This window comes from Pedobacter borealis DSM 19626 (assembly GCF_000708285.2).
GTDB lineage: Bacteria > Bacteroidota > Bacteroidia > Sphingobacteriales > Sphingobacteriaceae > Pedobacter > Pedobacter borealis.
Genome location: NZ_JAUG01000034.1, coordinates 1 through 20,442, shown reverse-complemented (window position 1 = coordinate 20,442; position 20,442 = coordinate 1). Strand labels below are relative to the sequence as shown.

Annotated in this window: 17 protein-coding genes, 1 tRNA gene and 1 pseudogene; 9 read left to right on the top strand and 10 right to left on the bottom strand. The window is 38.4% G+C overall.

The features are described 5' to 3' along the window. Nucleotides 1–38: 38 nt before the first annotated feature. The 4 genes from ilvD to AW17_RS24180 all read right to left on the bottom strand — a co-directional run bounded on the left by ilvD (nt 39) and on the right by AW17_RS24180 (nt 3,868). A complete protein-coding gene (gene ilvD, locus AW17_RS11425) occupies nt 39–1,721 on the bottom strand; it encodes a dihydroxy-acid dehydratase (protein ID WP_029276471.1) in 1,683 nt (560 codons plus the stop codon). Nucleotides 1,722–1,963: 242 nt separating this feature from the next. After that, nucleotides 1,964–2,542, bottom strand: a complete 579-nt coding sequence (locus tag AW17_RS11420) for an O-methyltransferase (RefSeq protein WP_029276470.1) — start codon at nt 2,540–2,542, stop codon at nt 1,964–1,966. A gap of 123 nt (nt 2,543–2,665) precedes the next feature. Continuing rightward, nucleotides 2,666–3,556 (bottom strand): branched-chain-amino-acid transaminase, encoded by an 891-nt coding sequence (ilvE, locus tag AW17_RS11415; protein WP_029276469.1) that lies wholly within the window; start codon nt 3,554–3,556, stop codon nt 2,666–2,668. A gap of 174 nt (nt 3,557–3,730) precedes the next feature. After that, nucleotides 3,731–3,868 (bottom strand): hypothetical protein, encoded by a 138-nt coding sequence (locus tag AW17_RS24180; RefSeq protein ID WP_157280271.1) that lies wholly within the window; start codon nt 3,866–3,868, stop codon nt 3,731–3,733. A gap of 393 nt (nt 3,869–4,261) precedes the next feature. On the opposite strand from AW17_RS24180, the gene AW17_RS11410 reads away from it, so the two are divergent. Beyond that, nucleotides 4,262–5,212 carry an alpha/beta fold hydrolase gene (locus tag AW17_RS11410; protein ID WP_036669707.1) on the top strand — a complete coding sequence of 317 codons (951 nt, stop codon included), beginning with the start codon at nt 4,262–4,264 and terminating at the stop codon, nt 5,210–5,212. Nucleotides 5,213–5,319: 107 nt separating this feature from the next. Here the strand turns inward: AW17_RS11410 and atpC are convergent, their stop codons facing one another. Both atpC and atpD read right to left on the bottom strand, forming a co-directional pair. Beyond that, nucleotides 5,320–5,565 carry an ATP synthase F1 subunit epsilon gene (atpC, locus tag AW17_RS11405; protein WP_029276466.1) on the bottom strand — a complete coding sequence of 82 codons (246 nt, stop codon included), beginning with the start codon at nt 5,563–5,565 and terminating at the stop codon, nt 5,320–5,322. Between the two features lie 73 nt (nt 5,566–5,638). Then, complete coding sequence (gene atpD / locus AW17_RS11400) at nt 5,639–7,141, bottom strand: F0F1 ATP synthase subunit beta (protein WP_029276465.1); 1,503 nt, start codon at nt 7,139–7,141, stop codon at nt 5,639–5,641. A gap of 161 nt (nt 7,142–7,302) precedes the next feature. Between atpD and AW17_RS11395 the strand changes: the two genes are divergently transcribed. The 3 genes from AW17_RS11395 to AW17_RS11385 all read left to right on the top strand — a co-directional run bounded on the left by AW17_RS11395 (nt 7,303) and on the right by AW17_RS11385 (nt 8,948). Then, nucleotides 7,303–8,211 (top strand): SDR family oxidoreductase, encoded by a 909-nt coding sequence (locus AW17_RS11395; protein WP_029276464.1) that lies wholly within the window; start codon nt 7,303–7,305, stop codon nt 8,209–8,211. A 99-nt stretch (nt 8,212–8,310) separates the two neighbouring features. After that, complete coding sequence (locus AW17_RS11390) at nt 8,311–8,775, top strand: redoxin domain-containing protein (RefSeq protein WP_029276462.1); 465 nt, start codon at nt 8,311–8,313, stop codon at nt 8,773–8,775. A 99-nt stretch (nt 8,776–8,874) separates the two neighbouring features. After that, a tRNA-Arg gene (locus AW17_RS11385) sits at nt 8,875–8,948 on the top strand. Nucleotides 8,949–9,312: 364 nt separating this feature from the next. Here the strand turns inward: AW17_RS11385 and AW17_RS11380 are convergent. The 3 genes from AW17_RS11380 to AW17_RS24175 are packed head-to-tail and all read right to left on the bottom strand — an operon-like array spanning nt 9,313 to nt 11,689. Continuing rightward, complete coding sequence (locus AW17_RS11380; protein ID WP_029276461.1) at nt 9,313–10,317, bottom strand: hypothetical protein; 1,005 nt, start codon at nt 10,315–10,317, stop codon at nt 9,313–9,315. Nucleotides 10,318–10,320: 3 nt separating this feature from the next. Further along, entirely contained in the window at nt 10,321–11,262 is a 942-nt protein-coding gene (locus tag AW17_RS11375; protein ID WP_029276459.1) for a tetratricopeptide repeat protein, read from the bottom strand. 55 nt (nt 11,263–11,317) lie between these two features. Continuing rightward, nucleotides 11,318–11,689: a hypothetical protein gene (locus AW17_RS24175; RefSeq protein WP_157280270.1), complete on the bottom strand. Its 372-nt coding sequence runs from the start codon at nt 11,687–11,689 to the stop codon at nt 11,318–11,320. Between the two features lie 384 nt (nt 11,690–12,073). Between AW17_RS24175 and AW17_RS11365 the strand changes: the two genes are divergently transcribed. From AW17_RS11365 to AW17_RS11350, 4 genes are all read left to right on the top strand, one after another. Continuing rightward, on the top strand, nt 12,074–15,268 hold the full coding sequence (locus tag AW17_RS11365; RefSeq protein WP_029276455.1) for an outer membrane beta-barrel protein: 3,195 nt from the start codon (nt 12,074–12,076) through the stop codon (nt 15,266–15,268). 1 nt (nt 15,269) lies between these two features. Beyond that, nucleotides 15,270–16,559 (top strand): MBL fold metallo-hydrolase, encoded by a 1,290-nt coding sequence (locus AW17_RS11360; RefSeq protein ID WP_029276453.1) that lies wholly within the window; start codon nt 15,270–15,272, stop codon nt 16,557–16,559. Nucleotides 16,560–16,580: 21 nt separating this feature from the next. Beyond that, on the top strand, nt 16,581–17,453 hold the full coding sequence (locus tag AW17_RS11355) for a glycerophosphodiester phosphodiesterase (RefSeq protein ID WP_036669704.1): 873 nt from the start codon (nt 16,581–16,583) through the stop codon (nt 17,451–17,453). 306 nt (nt 17,454–17,759) lie between these two features. After that, nucleotides 17,760–17,972 (top strand): hypothetical protein, encoded by a 213-nt coding sequence (locus tag AW17_RS11350; protein ID WP_029276450.1) that lies wholly within the window; start codon nt 17,760–17,762, stop codon nt 17,970–17,972. Nucleotides 17,973–18,178: 206 nt separating this feature from the next. Here the strand turns inward: AW17_RS11350 and AW17_RS11345 are convergent, their stop codons facing one another. Continuing rightward, entirely contained in the window at nt 18,179–18,910 is a 732-nt protein-coding gene (locus AW17_RS11345) for a sensor histidine kinase (RefSeq protein ID WP_167343670.1), read from the bottom strand. Nucleotides 18,911–20,248: 1,338 nt separating this feature from the next. Here AW17_RS11345 and AW17_RS11335 point away from each other — a divergent pair. Next, nucleotides 20,249–20,442: pseudogene (locus AW17_RS11335) on the top strand (type IX secretion system outer membrane channel protein PorV); the annotation flags it as partial.

The following is a 20,442-nucleotide window of genomic DNA, read 5'->3' as shown; positions in this document are numbered from 1 at the left end:
ATTAGTAATCAATTAATCTGGGGGATGATTTTTTGATTTTAGTATTCGTCAGTTACGCAACCACTAGCTGCGTCTGAAACGGTTTTAGCATATTTATATAAAACACCTTTTGTTACTTTTAATGCTGGTTGTACATAGTTTTTTCTACGCGCTGCAATCACTTCGTCACTTACCTGTAAGCTAATGATGTTGTTTACCGCATCGATCAAAATCCGGTCTTCATCTTCTACCAAGCCTATTAAACCACCTTTGTAAGATTCAGGTGTAATGTGACCAACCACAAATCCATGCGTACCACCAGAGAAACGTCCGTCGGTAATTAAAGCCACTGATTTGCCTAAACCAGCACCAATAATTGCTGAAGTTGGTTTTAACATTTCTGGCATACCTGGCGCACCTACCGGACCTGAATTTTTAATTACGATTACATCGCCAGGTTGAACACGTCCGCTTGAAATTCCGGCAATTAAATCGTGTTCGCCGTCGAATACACGTGCAGGGCCTTCAAATTTCTCACCTTCTTTTCCACTTATTTTTGCAACAGAACCTTTTTCAGCCAGGTTTCCGTAAAGAATCTGTAGGTGACCAGTGGCTTTAATCGGCTCACTTAGTTTCTGGATGATTTTTTGATCATAATCCATAACCGATTTTACATCGGCTAAATTCTCAGCCATGGTTTTTCCGGTAACAGTTAAACAATCTCCATGTAATAAACCCTCGTTTAATAAATATTTCAATACTGCCGGGATACCTCCATATTGATGTAAATCCTGCATTAAGTATTTTCCACTAGGTTTGAAATCGGCAAGTACCGGTGTTACATCACTCATGCGCTGGAAATCATCCTGAGAGATTTCGATACCGATAGCTTTGCCCATTGCAATAAAATGTAATACTGCATTCGTACTGCCACCTAAAATGATAATAGAACGAATGGCATTTTCGAATGCTTTTCTCGTCATGATATCAGATGGTTTGATATCTTTCTCTAATAAAATTTTGATGTATTTACCCGCATCTAAACATTCTTGTTTTTTCTCCTCGCTGATTGCTGGGTTTGAAGATGAATAAGGCAAACTCATACCTAAAGCCTCAATTGCTGATGCCATTGTGTTTGCAGTATACATCCCTCCACAAGCACCTGCACCAGGGCAAGTATGTTTTATGATGCCCTGATAGTCTTCCTCAGAAAGGTTGCCACATATTTTCTGCCCCAGAGCTTCGAAAGCTGAAACGATGTTCAATTCTTCGCCTTTGTAATGGCCGGGCGCAATCGTACCACCATAAACCATAATTGAAGGACGATCTAAACGTGCCATGGCCATAATCGCGCCAGGCATGTTTTTATCACAGCCAGGGATAGAGATAATTCCATCATAATATTGGCCACCGCAAATGGTTTCGATACTATCAGCAATTACATCGCGGCTTACCAGCGAGTAACGCATACCATCTGTACCGTTGCTCATCCCATCACTTACGCCAATGGTATTAAAAACCAAGCCCACTAAATCATTATTCCAGACCCCTTTTTTCACATCTTTTGCCAGATCGTTAAGGTGCATATTGCAGGTGTTACCATCGTAACCCATACTTGCAATACCGACCTGTGCTTTAGCCATATCAGCATCAGTTAATCCGATTCCGTAAAGCATAGCTTGCGCTGCCGGTTGTGTAGGGTCTTGTGTAAATGTTTTACTGTACTTGTTTAATTCGCTCATTGTTTAAATTGTATGTATGCTGTTGTATTTCAATTATTTCTTTTTGAGGCAAAAAAAAACCGCCTCTTGTGGGAGGCGGTTTCGATATGGTATATTTTTAATATTATACGCAACGATTTCCACCTCTCTTTTGAGAAATGACAATAATTAGGTTGCTAATAATGTTTGTGTTTATATTCATGTCTTTGATGAATCACAAACATACTAACTATTTAAAAAATTAAAGAACTATTTAATCTTATTTATTTTTTTACTCCGATCACGATTCCTGTTGCCCAAACCTGCTTGGTTAAGTGCAGATCATCACGGGATTCTAAATCTTTGATCAATTTTATAGCCTTATCCTGGTGGCCATCAGGCCAATTCGATTGTGGCAGCATATCATCGATGATGTAAAGTCCGCCGGTATTCAGCATAGATATCGCCTCATCTAAAAGCAAATATTTTCCATGCCAGGTATCAGCAAAAATATAATCGAACTTTTTGTCTTTATTCTTTTCAATCCATTCCGCACCATCGGTATCAACTAATGTTAAACGATCATCCTCACCAAGAAAAGTTTTGGCAATCGCTAAAAATTTAGCGTCATTATCTATCGAGGTAAGTGTACTATTTTGATCTAAACCATCTAATATCCAGGAAGTAGATAAACCTGTTCCTGTTCCAAGTTCCAGAAATTTACCTGAAGGCTTGGTAGAAGCAAGTGTTCTGAGCAAAGAGCAAGTCAACACATCAGATGCCATGTCAAATCCTGATGCTTTTGTTGCACCATTAATTTGCTGGTAGGCTTTCGGGAAGTGTTGATTGATTTCTTCAGTCATCTGTTTTTAAGTACTTTTTTATTGTTTAGAATTCTTTTTGGTTGATGGTTTTTTAGTCGATGGTTTATAGCTTAATCGGCCATCAACAATGAACTATTTAACTATCAGCCAGTATGCTTCTCGCTATATAATCACTTCGTAATTCACTTTTTCCAGTACCAGGTTTTTATAAGCTCGCTGTATGGTATAACCGAGAGATTCTCTCCACAACGGGCGATACACAATATCATCAATTGATGCTATACCTGCTATCTCGGTTGCTGTTCCACATAAGAAAGCGCTGTCGGCATTTTTTAAATCTTCTGTAGTTAATTTTTTCTCAATGCATTCTATATCCAGAACGGTGCAAAGTTCTTTTACGGTTGCACGTGTAATTCCTGGTAAAATATTTCCTAAAGATGGTGTAAACAGTTTTCCGTCTTTTTCAAGAAAGATGTTTGCTCCAGATGCCTCGGCAACAAAACCGTGCATATCCAAAAGCAAAGCCTCGTCATAACCTTTAATATTTGCCGCAGTAGTAGCTAAAATAGAATTAACATAGTTTCCACTCAATTTCGCCTCCATTGGAATCGATTTTGGGTTTGGCCTTTCATAATCAGAAACCGTTAATTTTAACAATTTGTTACCAGAATATGCATCCCATTCCCAGGCACAGATTAAGATCGAAACCCCACTCGGTTCGTTTAATTTCATGTTCGGGTGGCAAAATACCAGGGGACGGATATATGCATCTTTCAGTTTGTTCAACTGAAGTAATTTATAGGTTGCTGCAATTAATTCCTGTTTATCCCATGGGAAAGGAATGTTTGCCAACTGGCAAGAATGCTCTAAGCGATCGAAATGGGCCGCGGCTTTGAAAATGCGGTTGCCGTTGTGTGTTTTATAGGCTCTAATACCCTCGAAAGCAGCATAGCCGTAGTGTAGCGACTGCCCGTAAAGGTCGGTACTGCTATTTACAGCTTTTTCGAACTGTCCATCAAGGTAAATAATCGTATTAGAATTATAGTATTTCATCTGTTTATTCTTATTGTTTTTTAACCGTCAGATGGAGCTTACCATGATAAATAAGCATTCCATTTTTTATTTTGACTATTTATCATGGGCGGTTCATAATACTGTCTTTTTGTTATTTAAAAAAAGCGTCCCGTTTGTATCGGGACGCTTTAGGTATATTTAGTTTTTTAAAATCTATTTAAACTGCGTCCGCTTATTACCCCATAAAATGTTTAGGAGTAGGAGGTTAAGTAAAATGACAGGTAACAACACTACATTACCAGCTGCTTTTGCAGTAGTAGCGGTAGAAAATATGTTGTTCTGACTAGTCATTGTTATCTTATTGTTTATAAAAACCAATTTAGTTTTTGGTTCATTAATATGCAAGAGAAATCAGAAAAAAGTTAAATAAGAATATTATTTTGAAAATGCATTAATAATCAGAATATTATTCTTAACTAGAGTTGGATTAGTTATTTAATGCCGATAGCCGTAGACCAAATATCAAAACGGTATACAGTCTGTTTGTTATGCTTGCATTATAAATTTTCTATTTTTCTGCCTAAAACGAGTTAAAGGCTGTATGAAATTGAAAATTCAGGTCAGATTTTGATGTTAAAATGCGAAGAATTATTGATGTTTCCTTTGTGCATATTAAGGTATTATTAAACTCCTTTGATTGCTTATTGGAAATAGTTATGTAATTTAATATTAGAAACTATTCCCATGAAAACAATTTACCTTTCGATTCTTTTAATTGTATTATTTAGTGGTTGTTCCCCGTCAGATTCAAGCTCGCATCTCAAAATGGGAAATCAAACCATTTTAACTTCTGATGCGGTAAAGTTATCTGTTAAGGTAGCAGGAAAAGGCCCTGTTTGTATTTACTTGCATGGAGGCCCTGGTCAGGATTTTCTTTCCTTTGAAAAAATGGGTGGAGCAAGCCTGGAGAAATGTTTAACAATGGTTTATCTGGATCAAAGAGGATCTGGTCATTCGCAAAATGCAAAAAATTATAGTTTAGACCGGATTGTTCAAGATGTTGAAGAACTGCGGTTAAAATTGGGCGTAGAAAAAGTGTACTTACTTAGTCATTCATTCGGTGGTATTCTGGCCATTAACTATGCCTTGAAGTATCCAGAACATTTATCTGGCATCATCATGGCGAATACAATAGCCCATTTCATGAATCCAAACCAGGTGAAGGAACAAATTGAATATGGATATCGGTTACTAAAAAAGGATACCACTATAAATGAAACAGATTTTAAAAAATTAATGAATGGAGCGTCGCTGGTTAGAAAAAAGTTAAGCGCGGTGCATCTTGGATATAAATATATTGCCAATGATGTAAATACCGTTATCAAAATGGACAGCATCGAAAATTCCTATAAACGTACATCAGATTTCGGAATGACGCTGTTTATGCCTTTAATGGATAGCACAAAGATGCATAAGTATCCAGAATATTTTAAAGATTATGCTTTACTTACCAGTGAAATTAAAACACCAGCCTTGATTATAACGGGTAAGGATGATCACGCTGTTGGACCGAACTATTACAAAAATTATAAATTTAAAAACCAAAAGGTAGTGCAATTAAACGGCTCGCACATGCTTTATTATGAAAACAGTAAGGAATTTACTGTGGCGGTTTGTGATTTTGTTAAACAATAACATAAACAAAAAACCTCCCTGATTTTTAAATCGGGAGGCTTTTTGTTTTCGTCGCTCTGAGTTCTTTTACAGATGCTGAAATAAATTCAGCATGACGAATAATTAGATTAAGCGACGCCTTCAGCTAAAACCACAATTTTGTTGTGAATAGCTTCTACTACACCGCCTTTAATAAAAAAGCGTTGCTCATCAGCTTTGTTTGCTTTTATAATAACTTCTCCATCTTCTAAAGTAGAGATGATAGGGGCATGGTCTTTTAAAATCTGGAAAGAGCCTAAAGTACCAGGAACCGTAACTGCTGTTACTTCACCTTCGAAAACTTTTTTATCTGGAGTTAATATTTCTAAATTCATGTTTTTTTTGTTTGGCGTAGAGCGTAGGGCGTGGGGCGTTTACACGCTTGTCGCCTAACGCTTGTCGCGTTTCTTAGTTCGCTTCTGCTAATAATTTTTTACCTTTTTCGATCGCATCTTCAATGCTACCAACCAAGTTAAATGCAGCTTCTGGATACTCATCAACTTCACCATCCATGATCATGTTAAATCCTTTGATGGTATCTTTAATGTCGACCAATACACCTTTTAAGCCGGTAAATTGCTCAGCTACGTGGAAAGGTTGAGATAAGAAACGCTGAACACGACGTGCTCTTGATACAACTAATTTATCTTCTTCAGATAATTCGTCCATACCTAAGATCGCGATGATATCTTGTAATTCTTTGTAACGTTGTAAAGTTTCTTTAACACGTTGTGCAGTGTTATAATGTTCATCACCTAAAACAGCAGGAGAAAGGATACGTGAAGTAGAATCCAATGGATCTACCGCAGGATAAATACCTAGTTCAGCAATTTTACGCGAAAGTACTGTAGTAGCATCTAAGTGGGCAAAAGTTGTTGCCGGAGCCGGGTCAGTTAAATCATCCGCTGGTACGTATACCGCTTGTACTGATGTAATTGATCCACGTTTTGTTGAAGTAATACGCTCTTGCATTAAACCCATCTCAGTTGCCAATGTTGGTTGGTAACCTACAGCTGATGGCATACGACCTAATAAAGCCGACACCTCAGAACCTGCCTGCGTAAAACGGAAGATGTTATCAACGAAGAAAAGGATGTCTTTTCCAGCGCCTTCGCCATCACCATCACGGAAATATTCAGCAACAGTTAATCCTGATAATGCTACACGTGCACGTGCACCAGGAGGCTCGTTCATTTGACCGAAAACCAATGTTGCTTTAGATTCTTTTAATTTTTCAGTATCAACAGCTTTCAAATCCCATCCACCTTTTTCCATTGAGTGTAAGAATTCGTCACCATAGTTGATAACACCTGACTCAATAAACTCACGAAGTAAATCGTTACCCTCACGAGTACGCTCACCAACACCTGCGAATACTGACAAACCAGCATAAGCTTTAGCGATGTTGTTTACCAACTCCATAATTAATACGGTTTTGCCTACACCAGCACCACCGAATAAACCGATTTTACCACCTTTTGCATATGGCTCTAATAAATCGATAACTTTAATACCTGTAAAAAGTACCTCAGTTTCAGTTGATAAATCTTCAAACTTAGGAGGGGTAGCATGGATAGGACGACCATCAGTTTTATCAACTGTGTTGATACCGTCAATCGCTTCACCAACTACATTAAATAAACGACCTTTAATTTGGTCGCCAACTGGCATTTTAATCGCAGCACCAGTGTCAACTACGTCCATTCCACGAACTAAACCGTCTGTAGAGTCCATCGAGATTGCGCGTACACGATCTTCACCTAAGTGCTGTTGAACTTCTAAAACAATTTTTTGTCCATTTTCTTTCGTTATCTCTAACGCATCAAAAATTTTAGGTAGATGGGCATCATTAGCAAAGCTAACGTCAACCACAGGGCCGATAATTTGTGCTATTTTTCCTAAGTTAGGCATATCTGTTGTGAGTAAATTTATTACAGTCAATGAATTAAAGCTGTTTATAGGGGCTCCAATTCGGTTGGCAAAGTTAAGTTTTTCTTACTTAATTTTAAATATATATTATAAATTTTTTCAACATGGTTTTTATAGATAATTTAGCGCCATAAATAAGGCATATGAAAACCATTTTAACAACAGGTAGCAACGGTCTTTTAGGGCAGAAATTAACTGAAAAAATTCTCACCGAAGGCAGGGTAAAGCTTGTTGCCACTTCTAAAGGAACAAATCGCTATCCGGTAAAGGATGGGTATAGATATGCAGAAATGGATATTTTAAATGCTGTTCAGGTTAGGGAAGTTATTGAAAGATACAGCCCTGATGCCATTGTGCACACCGCCGCAATGACCAATGTTGATATTTGTGAAGCTAATAAAGCGCTTTGTCGCCATCTAAATGTAGATGCAGTTCAAACGCTGATATCAATATGTGAAGAAAAAAACATTCAACTTATTCATTTAAGTACCGATTTTGTTTTTGATGGTGCCGACGGTCCATATAAAGAAGAGGATGCAGTTAATCCGGTAAGTTATTATGGCGAATCGAAAGTGCTGGCAGAAGAGCTGTTGAAGAACTCAAAAGCAAACTGGGCAATCTTAAGAACAATATTGGTATATGGGATAACCAGCGATATGAGCCGGAGCAATATTGTACTTTGGGCCAAAGAGGCATTAGAAAAAGCATCGCCTATTAATGTAGTAAACGATCAGTGGCGCATGCCCACTTTAGCTGAGGATTTAGCTGAAGCCTGCTTATTGGCGGTAGAAAAAAATGCAAAAGGAATTTACCATGTATCGGGGAAAGATTACATGAGTATTGCAGATTTAGTGCGAAAAGTTGCCGATTTTTGGGGCCTTGATCAATCATTTATTAATGAAATAAGTTCTACAGGTTTAAATCAAACGGCTAAACGACCGATTAGAACTGGCTTTGTTTTAGATAAGACCATTAAAGATCTGGATTACCGTCCACATAGTTTTGAAGAAGGCTTGGCGATTTTAGATCAGCAGATGAAAAAAGATAATTAGTTCAGTGGTCATTAGTTCATTTTGGGGATGCAATACTAATGAACAATGGCCAATGAACTATTGAACCAATTAATATATTTAACCCATAAAAAATACATAATGACATTACAAGTTGGCGATAACGCCCCTGATTTCAAATTATACAGTTCAGATTTAACCGAAATTGCGCTTTCTGGTTTCAAAGGTAAAAAAGTAATTATTCACTTTTTCCCGATGGCTTTTACCGGAACATGTACAGAACAATTATGTACCATGCGTGATAATTTTAGCTATTACGAAGGTATAAATGCACAGGTAATTGGCATCTCAGTTGATTCTCCATTCTCTTTGGCTAAGTTTAAAGAAGTTCAAAGTTATCAGTTCCCTTTATTGTCTGATTTTAACAAAGAAGTATCAGCAGCTTATGGTGCTTTTTATGATGAATTTGTATTTGGATTGAAAGGCGTTTCGAAAAGGGCAGCTTTTGTGATTGATGAAGAAGGAAAAATAGCTTATGCAGAAGTTTTAGAAGATGCGCATGATTTGCCTGATTTTAAAGCAATTAATGATGCATTGAGCGCGTAAAGCTTATTCTGCAAAGAATTATTTTTAGATTTTTTTAAAATTTAATTGGAAATTAAAATATCAAATTATACCTTTGCAGTCCGTTAACGATACGGAAACGCATTTGTAGCTCAATTGGATAGAGCATCTCACTACGGATGAGAAGGTTTGGGGTTCGAATCCCTACAAGTGCACTTGAAGGGATGATTTTTAAATCATCCCTTTTTTTGTCTACTATCATGATGTATAAATATCTCATTTTTAGGTAGTTAAACGAAAGTATATTCATCATGCTAGGTGTTCGATAAATACCATTTTCATAGTAGAGGTTTGAATCGAACACCAAGTCAATAAATTCTCGCTTTTCCAGTGTGTCAAATTGATGAAACAATGATTTTAGGTCTGTACTACTCTTAATACATATTTTTTTTATTAAAAAAGGGTGAATTTACCCTCAATCGCCATTTATTATATTAAGACGGTCGTTTTATTTTGCTATCAATATGATGTTGTTTGATTCTTCTGCCTCTGCATTTGGTTCTGCGGTATTTTACACAACTAATAATTCAAAGACGACAATCTCGTTAAAATGATCCTTAACATTTCTTTTTCGTGCGGTGGCATTTTCAATGTCGGATTCTTTCCTGTCAATTTATATATTATTATGCCATCGTTGGTTTCCTGTATCCTTATTACATCCTCAAGCTTAATGGTGTGCGCTTTTTCAGCACCATAATGTAACAGTCTTTTTTGGGTGAGGTATATTGGCCCCGAACTGATCAGTTTGGAATAGGTTCCGCCATATTTCGAACGCATTGCCCGTTCCTCATACCAGGCAACATTTTCGATGTGTAAATGGCAGCTTTCGCTTTTCTGTAGGCTGATCAGAGGGTTGAGCAAGGGTAATGGCGTGTTTTCCAGTGCCCAGTAAAGTTTCCCGTAATTGAACAGTTGCATGGTTCTGGCATCTGAGCTTGGTGTGATATTTAGGTTCTGACAGAGCATTTTCCATTGCTCTTCGTCTCTTGGAGAGATCCGTTTGGTCTGTATGAGTTTGGTAAAATACTGGGTGACGAAATTGGTTCGTATTCTATTGGAAATTTCTGTGATTATCTTTTTCGGAAGTTGTAACTGTTCCTCCAGGCGGTCAAGCTGAGTTCTTTCTTCCTCCGAAAAACGCCCGTCTGCGATAGCCTTTATATAGCATTTTTCATAGACTGATGCGCCTACTTCCCAGGTCAAGAAAGATACCTGGTCATCGTCAAGGGCTAGGATCTGCTGAAGATATTCCAGTTTTTTACGGTTGCCAAGCTCAAGTTTGAAGTCCTGGATAAGGTTATTGAGCATAACGGCATAAAACTCTTCCATATTCAGCCTGAATTCTTCCATCAGTACAATTCCGTACCGGTTGCCAATTTCTGCTATCTGGTTTTTGGTAATCATCGCAATGGGCTGGGTAGCCAAAAGGTTATTGACTTCTATGATGGCATTTTCACTTGGCTGTTGCCCAAATATCCTTTGCATCAGGCTCCGGCGTAGAAGGTTTTTCTGTTGGTATACCATGGCTTAATATTTTCTGTATTCTTCGTAAATCGGGGAGTTCCAGTTGCAGACCCCTCCATGCCAGGAGCAGGCACCTCGACCACTTGCGCCGGATGTTGTACCATCACAACAAAGGGTGATATAGCCCGAGATTCTGCGTTTTAAGGGATTGATTTTGTTGTAAAGTGTTTTGGCTCCGGAATAGTTAAGGTCCCGCGATCTGCCAAGATCCGCTACTGCCAATTTTATTTTGCCAAGTTTGTAATAACAGTAGGCCCGGTCATAGAGCAGCTTTGGATCTTCTCCATGGTCACCCAGCATTTTGTCAAAATGGATCAGTGCCGATTGGTATTTTTTCCATTTGAGCAGGTCTTCTCCACGGACAGAGTCCCGATCGTTTGTCGCTTTTCCAAGTGCAACGGTGTCGGCTATGGTTGTGAGAAAGGTGGCCGCCGTAACTAATGCGGCATCTGCCTTTTCAGGGTGATGCTTTTGGGTGTTATAGTGCGATAGATATAGGTTCAGGCTGTCCAGCCGTTTCCTGTTTTCTTCTTTTTTTATTTCCTGTTGTCTTTTTTCCTTGGCGAGATCAGCGATACGCTGTTTTTCAGCAAGTATATCTACGTGGTGGTAATGGACCAATAAAGGAATTAGTGTAATCCCGGCAAGCATGTAGCTGCCCAACCTGATCCTGTGGGTCAGTGAAAACTGTAGCTTGCGCTCCAGCCAGGATCTACCAGCAGGAAGGGTGACGATAGCGGCAAAACCCAGGACCAGCGAGATGACCGGATGAGCGATATACACTGCTGCGAAAATGAGCAGCACGATAAAGATGATAATATCGATAATTTCTTTACCGGTTTTTTTTGGCTTTTTATTAAGGTTGTTTTTCTTCGCGTTGAAATAATCGGGCAATACCTTTGCCGGCTGGGGGATAAGGTCCGGGATATATTTATGTCTGGACATGAGAGCGTATGTTTGGGAGGTTAATGTAGTGTTTTTTAATGCTTGTTTATGTCAGTCAACGGTCTTTTATATTGTTGCTGTCCACGATTTGAAACTCATCGACTTTATTGTCTACGTCAAGCTGGACGATAAACCATTTTGCCCGGACAGGTGGGGTATAGTGCTGGATGATGGGATAGAAAAGTTGCTTGTCTCTGCCATTGTAGTTTTCGGGTTTGCCGAGCAGGGCAATGAGTTCGTCCCTGGTCAGCCCTTTGATTTTTCGTTGGCCGACCAGATCCTTCAGCATTGTGTCGCGGAAAACATATCCCATGCTATCCCTTTTAGACCACTTTTTGCTGTCAAATGTTGTTTTTTGGGTATTGCTGTTACATGCAAAAATTGCGCAGATGAGTAAAGCAGGAAAAAGATTTCTTGAGATCGCCATTTATATTTTTTCTTCAATTAGGCTAAAATAGAAAGATTGATTGTTTTTTCAGTATGGAAAACCGTAAAGCAATGGTAAGTTACTCTTTCGCATTTCCAATATAGCTTTAATTGGAAATTTTGGAATTGCATGCCAGGTAGAATGGATATTGACGATGCAATTAATTTATTTATAGTGAATTAATAGTTGTTGGGTATTGGTTATGATAATAGCAGCGCTGTTCACGCCTTCCCATTATTTTTTAAAGTACCAATAGGTTGTTAATATATATGTAATAACAAATGAACATATTTTTAATCTTAAAGTAACATTATGCACACATACAGGAGATACTTTTGTGGAAAAATTGCAAATGCAATATCCATTCAAACCAAACAATAATCAATGAAACCTTTAATTTTACTCGTACTACTGGTATTTAGTAGTTTTCTCCTTAGAGCCCAAAACAATTTAGGGGCCTTTTCAGGAAGGGTGTTGGATAACACCCATGCAAAAAATGTGCCCCTGGAGGGTGTAACCATCTCGTTTAAAAACGAATCGACTGGTTTTCAAACCCGGACCCTGACCCGAAAAAATGGTTTTTTTAAAATTGAAGACCTTCCCCTTGGTGGTCCGTATACTGTATCTGTTAACTATGTGGGGTACGGCTCAGAAATATTAAAGGGATATAATCTAAATCAGGGCGACAATATCATTATTCCTGATGTATTGCTTTCCAGTTCAGAAAATAAGCTGAACGAAGTTGTGGTAAAGGGATTTTCCTATACCTCATCAAGGCAACGTATCGGTGTGGCAACAAAAATAAGTGGTGAGGCTTTAAATAGAATACCTACCACTTCCAGGAACTATCAGGATCTTGCAAAGTTATCACCTTTAACACTGGGTACCAATATTGCAGGTGCGCGGAGTAATGGTAGAGGGTTGACTATTGATGGTGTTTCTAACCGTATGAATATGTTCGGATCAACGCCAGAGGGTGCTTTCCCTGTTTCCATGGAAGCTATCCGGGAGTTTGAAGTTTCTACAAACACCTATAATGTTGCCGATGGACGTGGTGGAGCGGGATCAATCAAAGCTGTCACTAAATCCGGTACCAATGACTTTCATGCCAGTGCATGGAGCTACTATACGGGCGGAAATCTTGCAGGTGTTCAGGTAAATAATGTTAATGATGTTTGGAGCAAAGGTAAAAAAGGCCAATATACCAATACACAATACGGATTGAGTTTAAGCGGCCCGATCATTAAAGATAAAATACACTTTTTTGTCACTTATGACAAGTATATCCAGGAGCAGCCATGGATGGCCTGGGATTTTGCAAGTGCTGGCGTAAACCAGACCGATGCAGAAAATGCCCTGGGAATTACTAAAGATAACTTAGACCAGGTGGTTAAACAGCTGGAAACAAACTTTGGTGTCCCAAAAGTGCAGCAGTACGGTAGCATGAATATTAAAAGAACAACAGATAATGCACTCGCCAGATTTGATTTTAATCTGGATGAGATCAACCATTTGACGTTTAAAGCAAATTACCATGTTTATGTGCAACCGGACAAGGCACCTAGTGGCGGTCTGTTCAGTACGCAGTATAAAGGCAGACAAAGAGATGCAAGTTTCTTGCTTAACTTAACATCAAGATTTAATTCCGGTCTTAAGAACGATTTGAAATTATCGTATTCTGATCTTAAAAGAACGGGTAATAATGTCTACCCAAGGGTGCCGGTTGGTGTGGTGAAGGTAAAATCTACTTTGCCCAACGGCGCGTCAAAGGAGGTGAATGTAACCTTTGGAAACCAATATTGGGCACCCGAAACAATTGGATCGAATGATTTTCAGTTAATTGACAATTTGACCTTTACCAAAGGAAAAGTAAACTGGTTGTTTGGAACCGACCTTCAATACAACCATATCAGTGACCTGTTAACACACAATCAGCAAGGAGAGTTTGTTTATTATTCACTTAACAACCTGATTAACAATAAACCTGATGAATTTAACAGAAAGGTTCCGATGACTCCGGAAGCAGGCAACTATGTACATCCTGAAGTTTTAACAACAGGATTTTATGGCCAGGGTACATGGAAGGTAAACAAAGAGCTTGAAATTACAGCGGGTGTGCGTTATGACCTTACCTACCTGCCTCAAAAACCCAAAGCAGATGCTTTGTTGCAAAGCGAATTGGGACTAAGAAGTGACGTAGCCCCATTGGATTGGAATAATATTCAACCTCGGTTTAATTTAGACTGGGATATCAATGGCAAAGGAACAGATCTGGTGAAATTTGGTTTTGGCTGGTTCTCAAGTGAATTTACCACACAGGCTTTATCATTTGCATTGATTAATAACGCAGGGAACTATAAATCTGTTTCTGTTAGGGCTGGAGATCCTAATATGCCACAGGCCAACTGGCCGTCTTACTATCAGGATTTTTCTAACACTCCTGGATATGAGAACTGGATCAAACCAAGCGGAATTAATGTAGACAACATTCCAAATGCGGTTCACCTGTTAGATAAAAATCTGCAGACACCGATGACTTTTAAAGTGAATGCGAACTATACTAAGTTTATCACCAGCAAATTTTATCTGTCAGGCGGGCTGTATCTGAACAGAACGACCAACCAATATATGTTGGAAAATAAAAATTTAGCCGATGTTCCCAAGTTTTATGTAGCAGAAGAAAACAACAGGGGCGTATATGTAGCACCTAACCTGATCAACAGCAATGGACTAGCAGATTATAAAAATGCCAGAAAATCTGCCAGGTTTAACGAGGTGTTAATGTTTACAAATGCCAACTGGGCACAGCTTAGCTACTTTGCCGTTATTGAAGGGGCCTACAAGATAAAAGATGGTGAACTTAGGGCTTCATACACCTATGGTCACTCTAAAGGAGGTGTCCGTTATAATTCAGGCAATCCACAGGATATGTTCTTTACCACAACTTCTTATGATAGCTATAAAACGAATGCCCAGGACTGGAACGATGACGATGATTTAAGAAATAAAGTGGTGGTGTCTCTGTTAACGCCAACCTATAAAGGATTTAGTTTGAGCGCTAACCTTATCCTTAGCCAATGGGATCACTTCTATTCAAACCTAAACAGGGACCAAAACGGTGATAATACTTCTTATAGCGCTAATGAAGACATGTCCTTCATATTTGATCCGGCTACTGCCCCGGCTGCTATAAAAAGCGATTTACAATCCGTTTGGGATAATACTTCTTCCTATTATAGGGATTATTTGAATAAATACAAAGGTACTTTTGGTGGTTTTAACGGAGGCTTACAGCCCTGGAGGAGTCAATTTGACATCAGTGTAATAAAAGACATTAAAATTGCGAAAACAAATAAACTCTCGTTAAGGGTTGACATCTTCAACGTACTGAATTTACTTAATTACAAATGGGGCGGATATGACTATGTAAGTAATACACGTCTTTATCAGATTACAGGCTTCAACCCGGCAACTGAGAAATATACCTATAGCGTTGATAAAACAGCTGGTAATTTAAGGTACACAGTTGACGGAAATAAATTGTACCGCATCCAGTTTGGAATAAAGTATTCATTATAACATGAAATCTGCTTTTTTATCTTTTCTGCTGCTCATTTCCATTTCAGCTCAATCCCAGGTGAAGCAATTTTTGCTTCCCTGGGAAAAAGGCATGATGGATATCCATTTTATAAGTAATGGTGTCGGCAATTGTGCATTCTACATTCTTCCCGATGGCACCACATTATTGGTTGATGCCGGAGAAGAAGACCCAACTTCGGCCAGAACAAACTCGCCAAGAAATACACCACGCTATCCCAATTATTCGAAACTGGGGCATGAGTGGCAAACAGATTACATTGATAAGCTGCTAAAAAGTCTTCATCAGGATTATATTGACTATGCCTTGATTTCTCATTATCATGGCGATCATTTTGGGAGTCTTTACAAAGGGATGCCTAAATCTGAAAATGGTGATTATTACCTAACCGGAATCACAGGGGTTGGCGACAAAATAAAAATTAAAAAGCTCATCGACAGGGGTTATCGATATCCCACCGATATGCGTAAACAGGCATTGGTGGATTCAGCACATTTTGCTGAAATGATCAACTATTGGAAGTTTACAAGTGCACAGCAAGCTAAAAATAATTTAAAACATGAGGATTTTATTGTAGGCTCAAAAAGTCAATTTTCGCTTACCAAAGAAACCTCGAAGTTTACCAATTTTTCGATTAGCAATATTAATGCAAACGGTGTGGTCTGGACAGGAAAAAATGATGGTTCTGTAATATCAAGGATGCCACCGGTAAGTGAAGGCAGAGACTATGATAAACAGCCGGGGGATAATCCGCTGTCGTGCGGGATTAAAATTAAATATGGAAACTTTAGTTTATACACTGGAGGCGATATTGCCGGCAAACAGCCCGATTTTATGCAGGCCCCAGAATGGATTGATGTAGAAAGTTTAGTTGCCCCAACCATAGGCGAGGTAGATGTGGCCACTTGTAATCACCATGCCAATAGAGATGCAATGTCCGCCTATTATTTAAGTGTGCTAAAACCAAGGGTCATTGTTCAGGAAGTTTGGTCATCCGATCACCCCGGGCATGAAACGCTTTTGCGAATGACATCAAAAAACATATGGCCTGCTGAAAGGGATCTATTTGCGACCAACATGCTACTTGCCAATAAGCTTGTTATCGGTGAATTGGTCGATAAAAGCTACAAAAGTACTCAAGGCCATATCGTAATCCGTGTTTTGCCTCCTGGCGATAAATACTATGTCTATATATTAAACAACGAAACAACGGAAGGAAATGTAACCAATGTTTTCGGTCCATATTATTCAAAAAGTAAATTAAACAAATAGATTAAACTAAAAAATAAAGCAATGAAAAAGTATTTTTCTCTTTTTATAATGACCATGATCGCTGTTGCGCAGGTAAAAGCATATACGAATAAAGTATTGAATGCGGATAGCAGCGCAAATGGGCAGGTTATTGAAAAGACAACAATAGATAAAGGAATCAATCCCAAATTCAAGAAATATAAACTGGCTGCGCATAGAGGTGGAGTCTGCGAAGATTTATTTGAAGAATATGATCCTAGGGGAATCAAAGCAGCTATAGATAGTGGATATTGGATGCTGGAAATTGATGTTAGGGCCACAAAAGACAGTGTGCTGGTTGTCAATCACTACGATGAATTAAAAATTACTTACGGGCTTGACAAAAATATATCATCAATGACCCTTGCAGAATTTAAAAAAATAAAGGCTGTAAAAGGAGGCTACAACCCTTTGACATTCGAAGAGGTTTTGCAAATGATGAAAAAGAAGGATGTAAAAATCATGGTCGATCTTAAACTCGAGACAACACCATGGTATAACAAAAAAATAAACGATATGCTTAAGAAATATGATATGCTGAAGGATGCCGTATTTCTAAGAAATGATGTGATCGATCTATATGATGCGGGTAAATTTGGTTTCAGAATGAGTGAAATGGAAAAAATCAAGCAGATGGTTAAAGATGGTAAGGATGTGGCCAACAGATATTACTTATTCGATAACGGAAACAAGATCAATGCGGATGCTGCAAGATGGTGTCAGAAAAACAACATATTGGTTTGTCCATCGGTTAATTTCGGGCATTATACATTAGAAGATCCAACGAAAGGAGCGAAAAGAGATATTGAGTACTTAACCCAATGTGGTGTTACTATGTTTCAAATCGATTCTGATTTTGATGCTTTCTTTCATTAATCATTTTCGCCTCTTAAAAGGAGGATTGCTGTAAACACTAAATCAATTGGGTAGATCCCGCCATAATGTGGGAACTACCCAATTTTTGCTTAACTGAAAATTTTCTTTGCCCAGTTATATTTTCTTCTAAAATTTTCCTTATCGCCACTAGCGTGTATCTCGTCCGGCGGAGAAAAACGTTATAACATAGACAATTTGAATAGGCGGGTAACACTGATAAAAAATTAAATTTAGAGCTGGTAACATAAAATTTGTGTTAACAAAATAATAATTTATAGTTACCTTAATATTTTTTAATTTGGTAACATGCAAATAGCAACTTATGTAATCTATGAACTGTTGATCAGAATCCGTGAACTAAATCCAGAGGTAGGGGATTTTGTTTCCTGCAGGAAAACCGAAAAGGGAGTTTATGTACAGACTACTTCAGGCCATCTTACCATACCTGAAATCCTATATCATAAACAATTTGGGGAACCATCGGAAATCTCTACTGAAGAGCTTCTCTCCCTGCTTTAATTTCTTCCTTATTTAAGAGGTGTGTGAAAAGCGGGATCTCAGATTTCTGTCTGTATATCGCAAAGATAGCTGTTTCTGGTCTATTTTGCGGCGAAGGACTTGAGTCCTGAGCTTGGGATAACACTGTTTATTTTTTATCGTTACAATAGGGGATGTGTAAACTTTTATTTAACTGCTGGATGAAGGTATGGTGAAAAGATAATACATCAGAAAAGGAAAGAAATTTTTAGTTCAACATCGAAATATGCCCCGTTCATTCCATATTCAAAATTGTACCTGCCCGGATATGCCTGTGCTAGTCTGGCGCTGATATTGCACAGGCCGGTACAGCTGCCCCTTTTCTCTCCTGAATATTTGGTCAGATTACTGGTGGCAAAATAGATTTCCTCTTCTGAGCTGCGAACCTCAATAATGGCTGGGTAATCCGGATCGTTGAATATGCCATGTTTGAATATGTTTTCTACCAGGGTCAACAGTACGATCGGGATCATTTCAGCCTGTCCATCACTGATTTCTTTAACGTAGCTCATGTTAAGCTGTTGTTCAAAACGGAGCTGGTTGAGCTGGATCATATTTTCGACCTGTTCAAGCTCTTTGGCTAGGGGCACAACATCGTTTTTGCTGTCTTCCAGTGCATATTCCATCAGGTCGCTGAGGCCTGTTATGGCTTTGCGTGCATTTTCAGGGTTGTGCCGGGTAGCATTCTTGATAAAGTTAAGGGTATTAAAGAGCAGGTGCGGATTGATCTGGGAACGCAGGAAGTCCTTTTCAGCAGTAATCAGCTGGAACCTGAGCCGTTCGATCTCGAGCGCCTTCTGTATCTCCATATCTTTTTTCTTTAAGTAGTTTTTAAGGAAGAAAAAGCCGGTACCATACATGATAAAAAATGTTGCCCTCCAGATCGTAACATCCTTTCGTGCAACTGATGAAACGTACATTTTTATTGGGGTGGAACTGCCTATATATGGGTTCCATAACTTTTTTGAGCTTGACGCAGTTGCCGCATCCGGTGTACCAGAATCTAGGATCACCACTTTGTCCTTCATCGAGGAGAGAGAGACTTGTTTTCCTTTTGTATCGGGCGGAAAAAATTTTTGAAGAGCTAATGCCTCAAAACACTTTGCAGATCACTTTGCTGTCTAATTATAACAAAAGTGATTTTTAGTCTCATGGATGAGGCTTTAAGAGCTTGTTTGATTTGATGTTGTCTCAAGATAATTTTATATATCAATACCTATTTTTTGAACCTTTTTAAGCGGTGCCAAAGCAAAATACTCTGATCATTGTTTGAGTTACAGAATCAATAGCTGCTTAGTCCCAGTGTTGAGGTTGTCTAAAGCCATTCTTTTTCATGGTCGTCAGGGAGAATCTGTTAAGCCAGTTTTTTTAATCCGGAAAAACTGGATCTCCAGTTAAACATAATAAAATAAGTATAGATTGGATTTTCTCATATTTCGAGTTTGTATATAACAAGATGATGTTTGAGATAGTACTATAATAATTTTTTGGAACAATATAGTTAAGAGATCGCTGTATTTTTGGTTACTTATAGGCGGATGTAGAGCGTTATTTAACAATTGTTTACCTAAAAATAAGTATTTATGAAGGAATAGCTCCGAAATCAGTCCTTACTCCTAATTCGTATCGGATAAAACATGCCAGAAGAATAGGGCAGACAAAATTTTTATAGGCAACAAGGGGTATTTTCAGCATCTCAGCCTAAAGCCGGTTTTTTTAAAAAAAAACATTTGAGTGATCAGCAACTATTGAATGTCCTGATCGGTTATGATCAACATGGTGCAGGAATTTCTTATTTTAGGGACCACTTGAACGGTCTGCAGCAGCGCTAAAAAACAGGTAAGTCCCATTAGTTTAAACCTAGTTCTTTAAAGGTGCCGGTTGTTTTTAGTTCATTTAACTATCCTCTTTATCCGGAAAGCGCATCATCGGATTACCTTAATGTCCAATCACGGATTTTAACATTGTATAATAATCTGTACGGACACTGCTTTTGAGATTGAATGTAAAATAAACATTGAAATCGGTCAAATTTAAGGTGGTTTTTGATGGGTTAAAATAGAATATTTATAAGAAAAAGAATTATACACATGAAGGAAACGAATGTCTATATCCGGTCTGTTTGAGGTATTATAGATAGCCTGGCGTCATTTTCAGGAAGAGATGGTTTAATGCATGATGAATTCAATTGATGTTTTTAACCAGGACTCCCAGCCAAATAAAAAGTTAGATATTGAGATTTTTATAACCGATAAATAATGAAAAGAATATTTTTCCTTTTGGTCCTGATTGCCTTAGGTTTTATGAATGTAGATGCCCAGCAGGCAGGTGAAATAGGTAATGACGGTTCCAGATCAAATAGTTTGAGAGCTGCTGTCCCTTTTTTACGGATTACCCCTGGTGCCCGCATTGCTGGCATGGGCAATGCCGGTGTAGCGGTTGAGGCTGATGC

Coding starts and splice junctions, on each gene's coding strand:
- AW17_RS11420 (WP_029276470.1), bottom strand. CDS start 2,542: ATGACTGAAGAAATCAATCAACACTTCCCGAAAGCCTACCAGCAAATT.
- ilvD (WP_029276471.1), bottom strand. CDS start 1,721: ATGAGCGAATTAAACAAGTACAGTAAAACATTTACACAAGACCCTACA.
- AW17_RS11395 (WP_029276464.1), top strand. CDS start 7,303: ATGAAAACCATTTTAACAACAGGTAGCAACGGTCTTTTAGGGCAGAAA.
- AW17_RS24180 (WP_157280271.1), bottom strand. CDS start 3,868: ATGACTAGTCAGAACAACATATTTTCTACCGCTACTACTGCAAAAGCA.
- AW17_RS11365 (WP_029276455.1), top strand. CDS start 12,074: ATGAAACCTTTAATTTTACTCGTACTACTGGTATTTAGTAGTTTTCTC.
- ilvE (WP_029276469.1), bottom strand. CDS start 3,556: ATGAAATACTATAATTCTAATACGATTATTTACCTTGATGGACAGTTC.
- AW17_RS11375 (WP_029276459.1), bottom strand. CDS start 11,262: ATGTCCAGACATAAATATATCCCGGACCTTATCCCCCAGCCGGCAAAG.
- atpD (WP_029276465.1), bottom strand. CDS start 7,141: ATGCCTAACTTAGGAAAAATAGCACAAATTATCGGCCCTGTGGTTGAC.
- AW17_RS11410 (WP_036669707.1), top strand. CDS start 4,262: ATGAAAACAATTTACCTTTCGATTCTTTTAATTGTATTATTTAGTGGT.
- AW17_RS11380 (WP_029276461.1), bottom strand. CDS start 10,317: ATGGTATACCAACAGAAAAACCTTCTACGCCGGAGCCTGATGCAAAGG.
- AW17_RS11345 (WP_167343670.1), bottom strand. CDS start 18,910: ATGTACGTTTCATCAGTTGCACGAAAGGATGTTACGATCTGGAGGGCA.
- atpC (WP_029276466.1), bottom strand. CDS start 5,565: ATGAATTTAGAAATATTAACTCCAGATAAAAAAGTTTTCGAAGGTGAA.
- AW17_RS11360 (WP_029276453.1), top strand. CDS start 15,270: ATGAAATCTGCTTTTTTATCTTTTCTGCTGCTCATTTCCATTTCAGCT.
- AW17_RS11355 (WP_036669704.1), top strand. CDS start 16,581: ATGAAAAAGTATTTTTCTCTTTTTATAATGACCATGATCGCTGTTGCG.
- AW17_RS11390 (WP_029276462.1), top strand. CDS start 8,311: ATGACATTACAAGTTGGCGATAACGCCCCTGATTTCAAATTATACAGT.
- AW17_RS11350 (WP_029276450.1), top strand. CDS start 17,760: ATGCAAATAGCAACTTATGTAATCTATGAACTGTTGATCAGAATCCGT.
- AW17_RS24175 (WP_157280270.1), bottom strand. CDS start 11,689: ATGGCGATCTCAAGAAATCTTTTTCCTGCTTTACTCATCTGCGCAATT.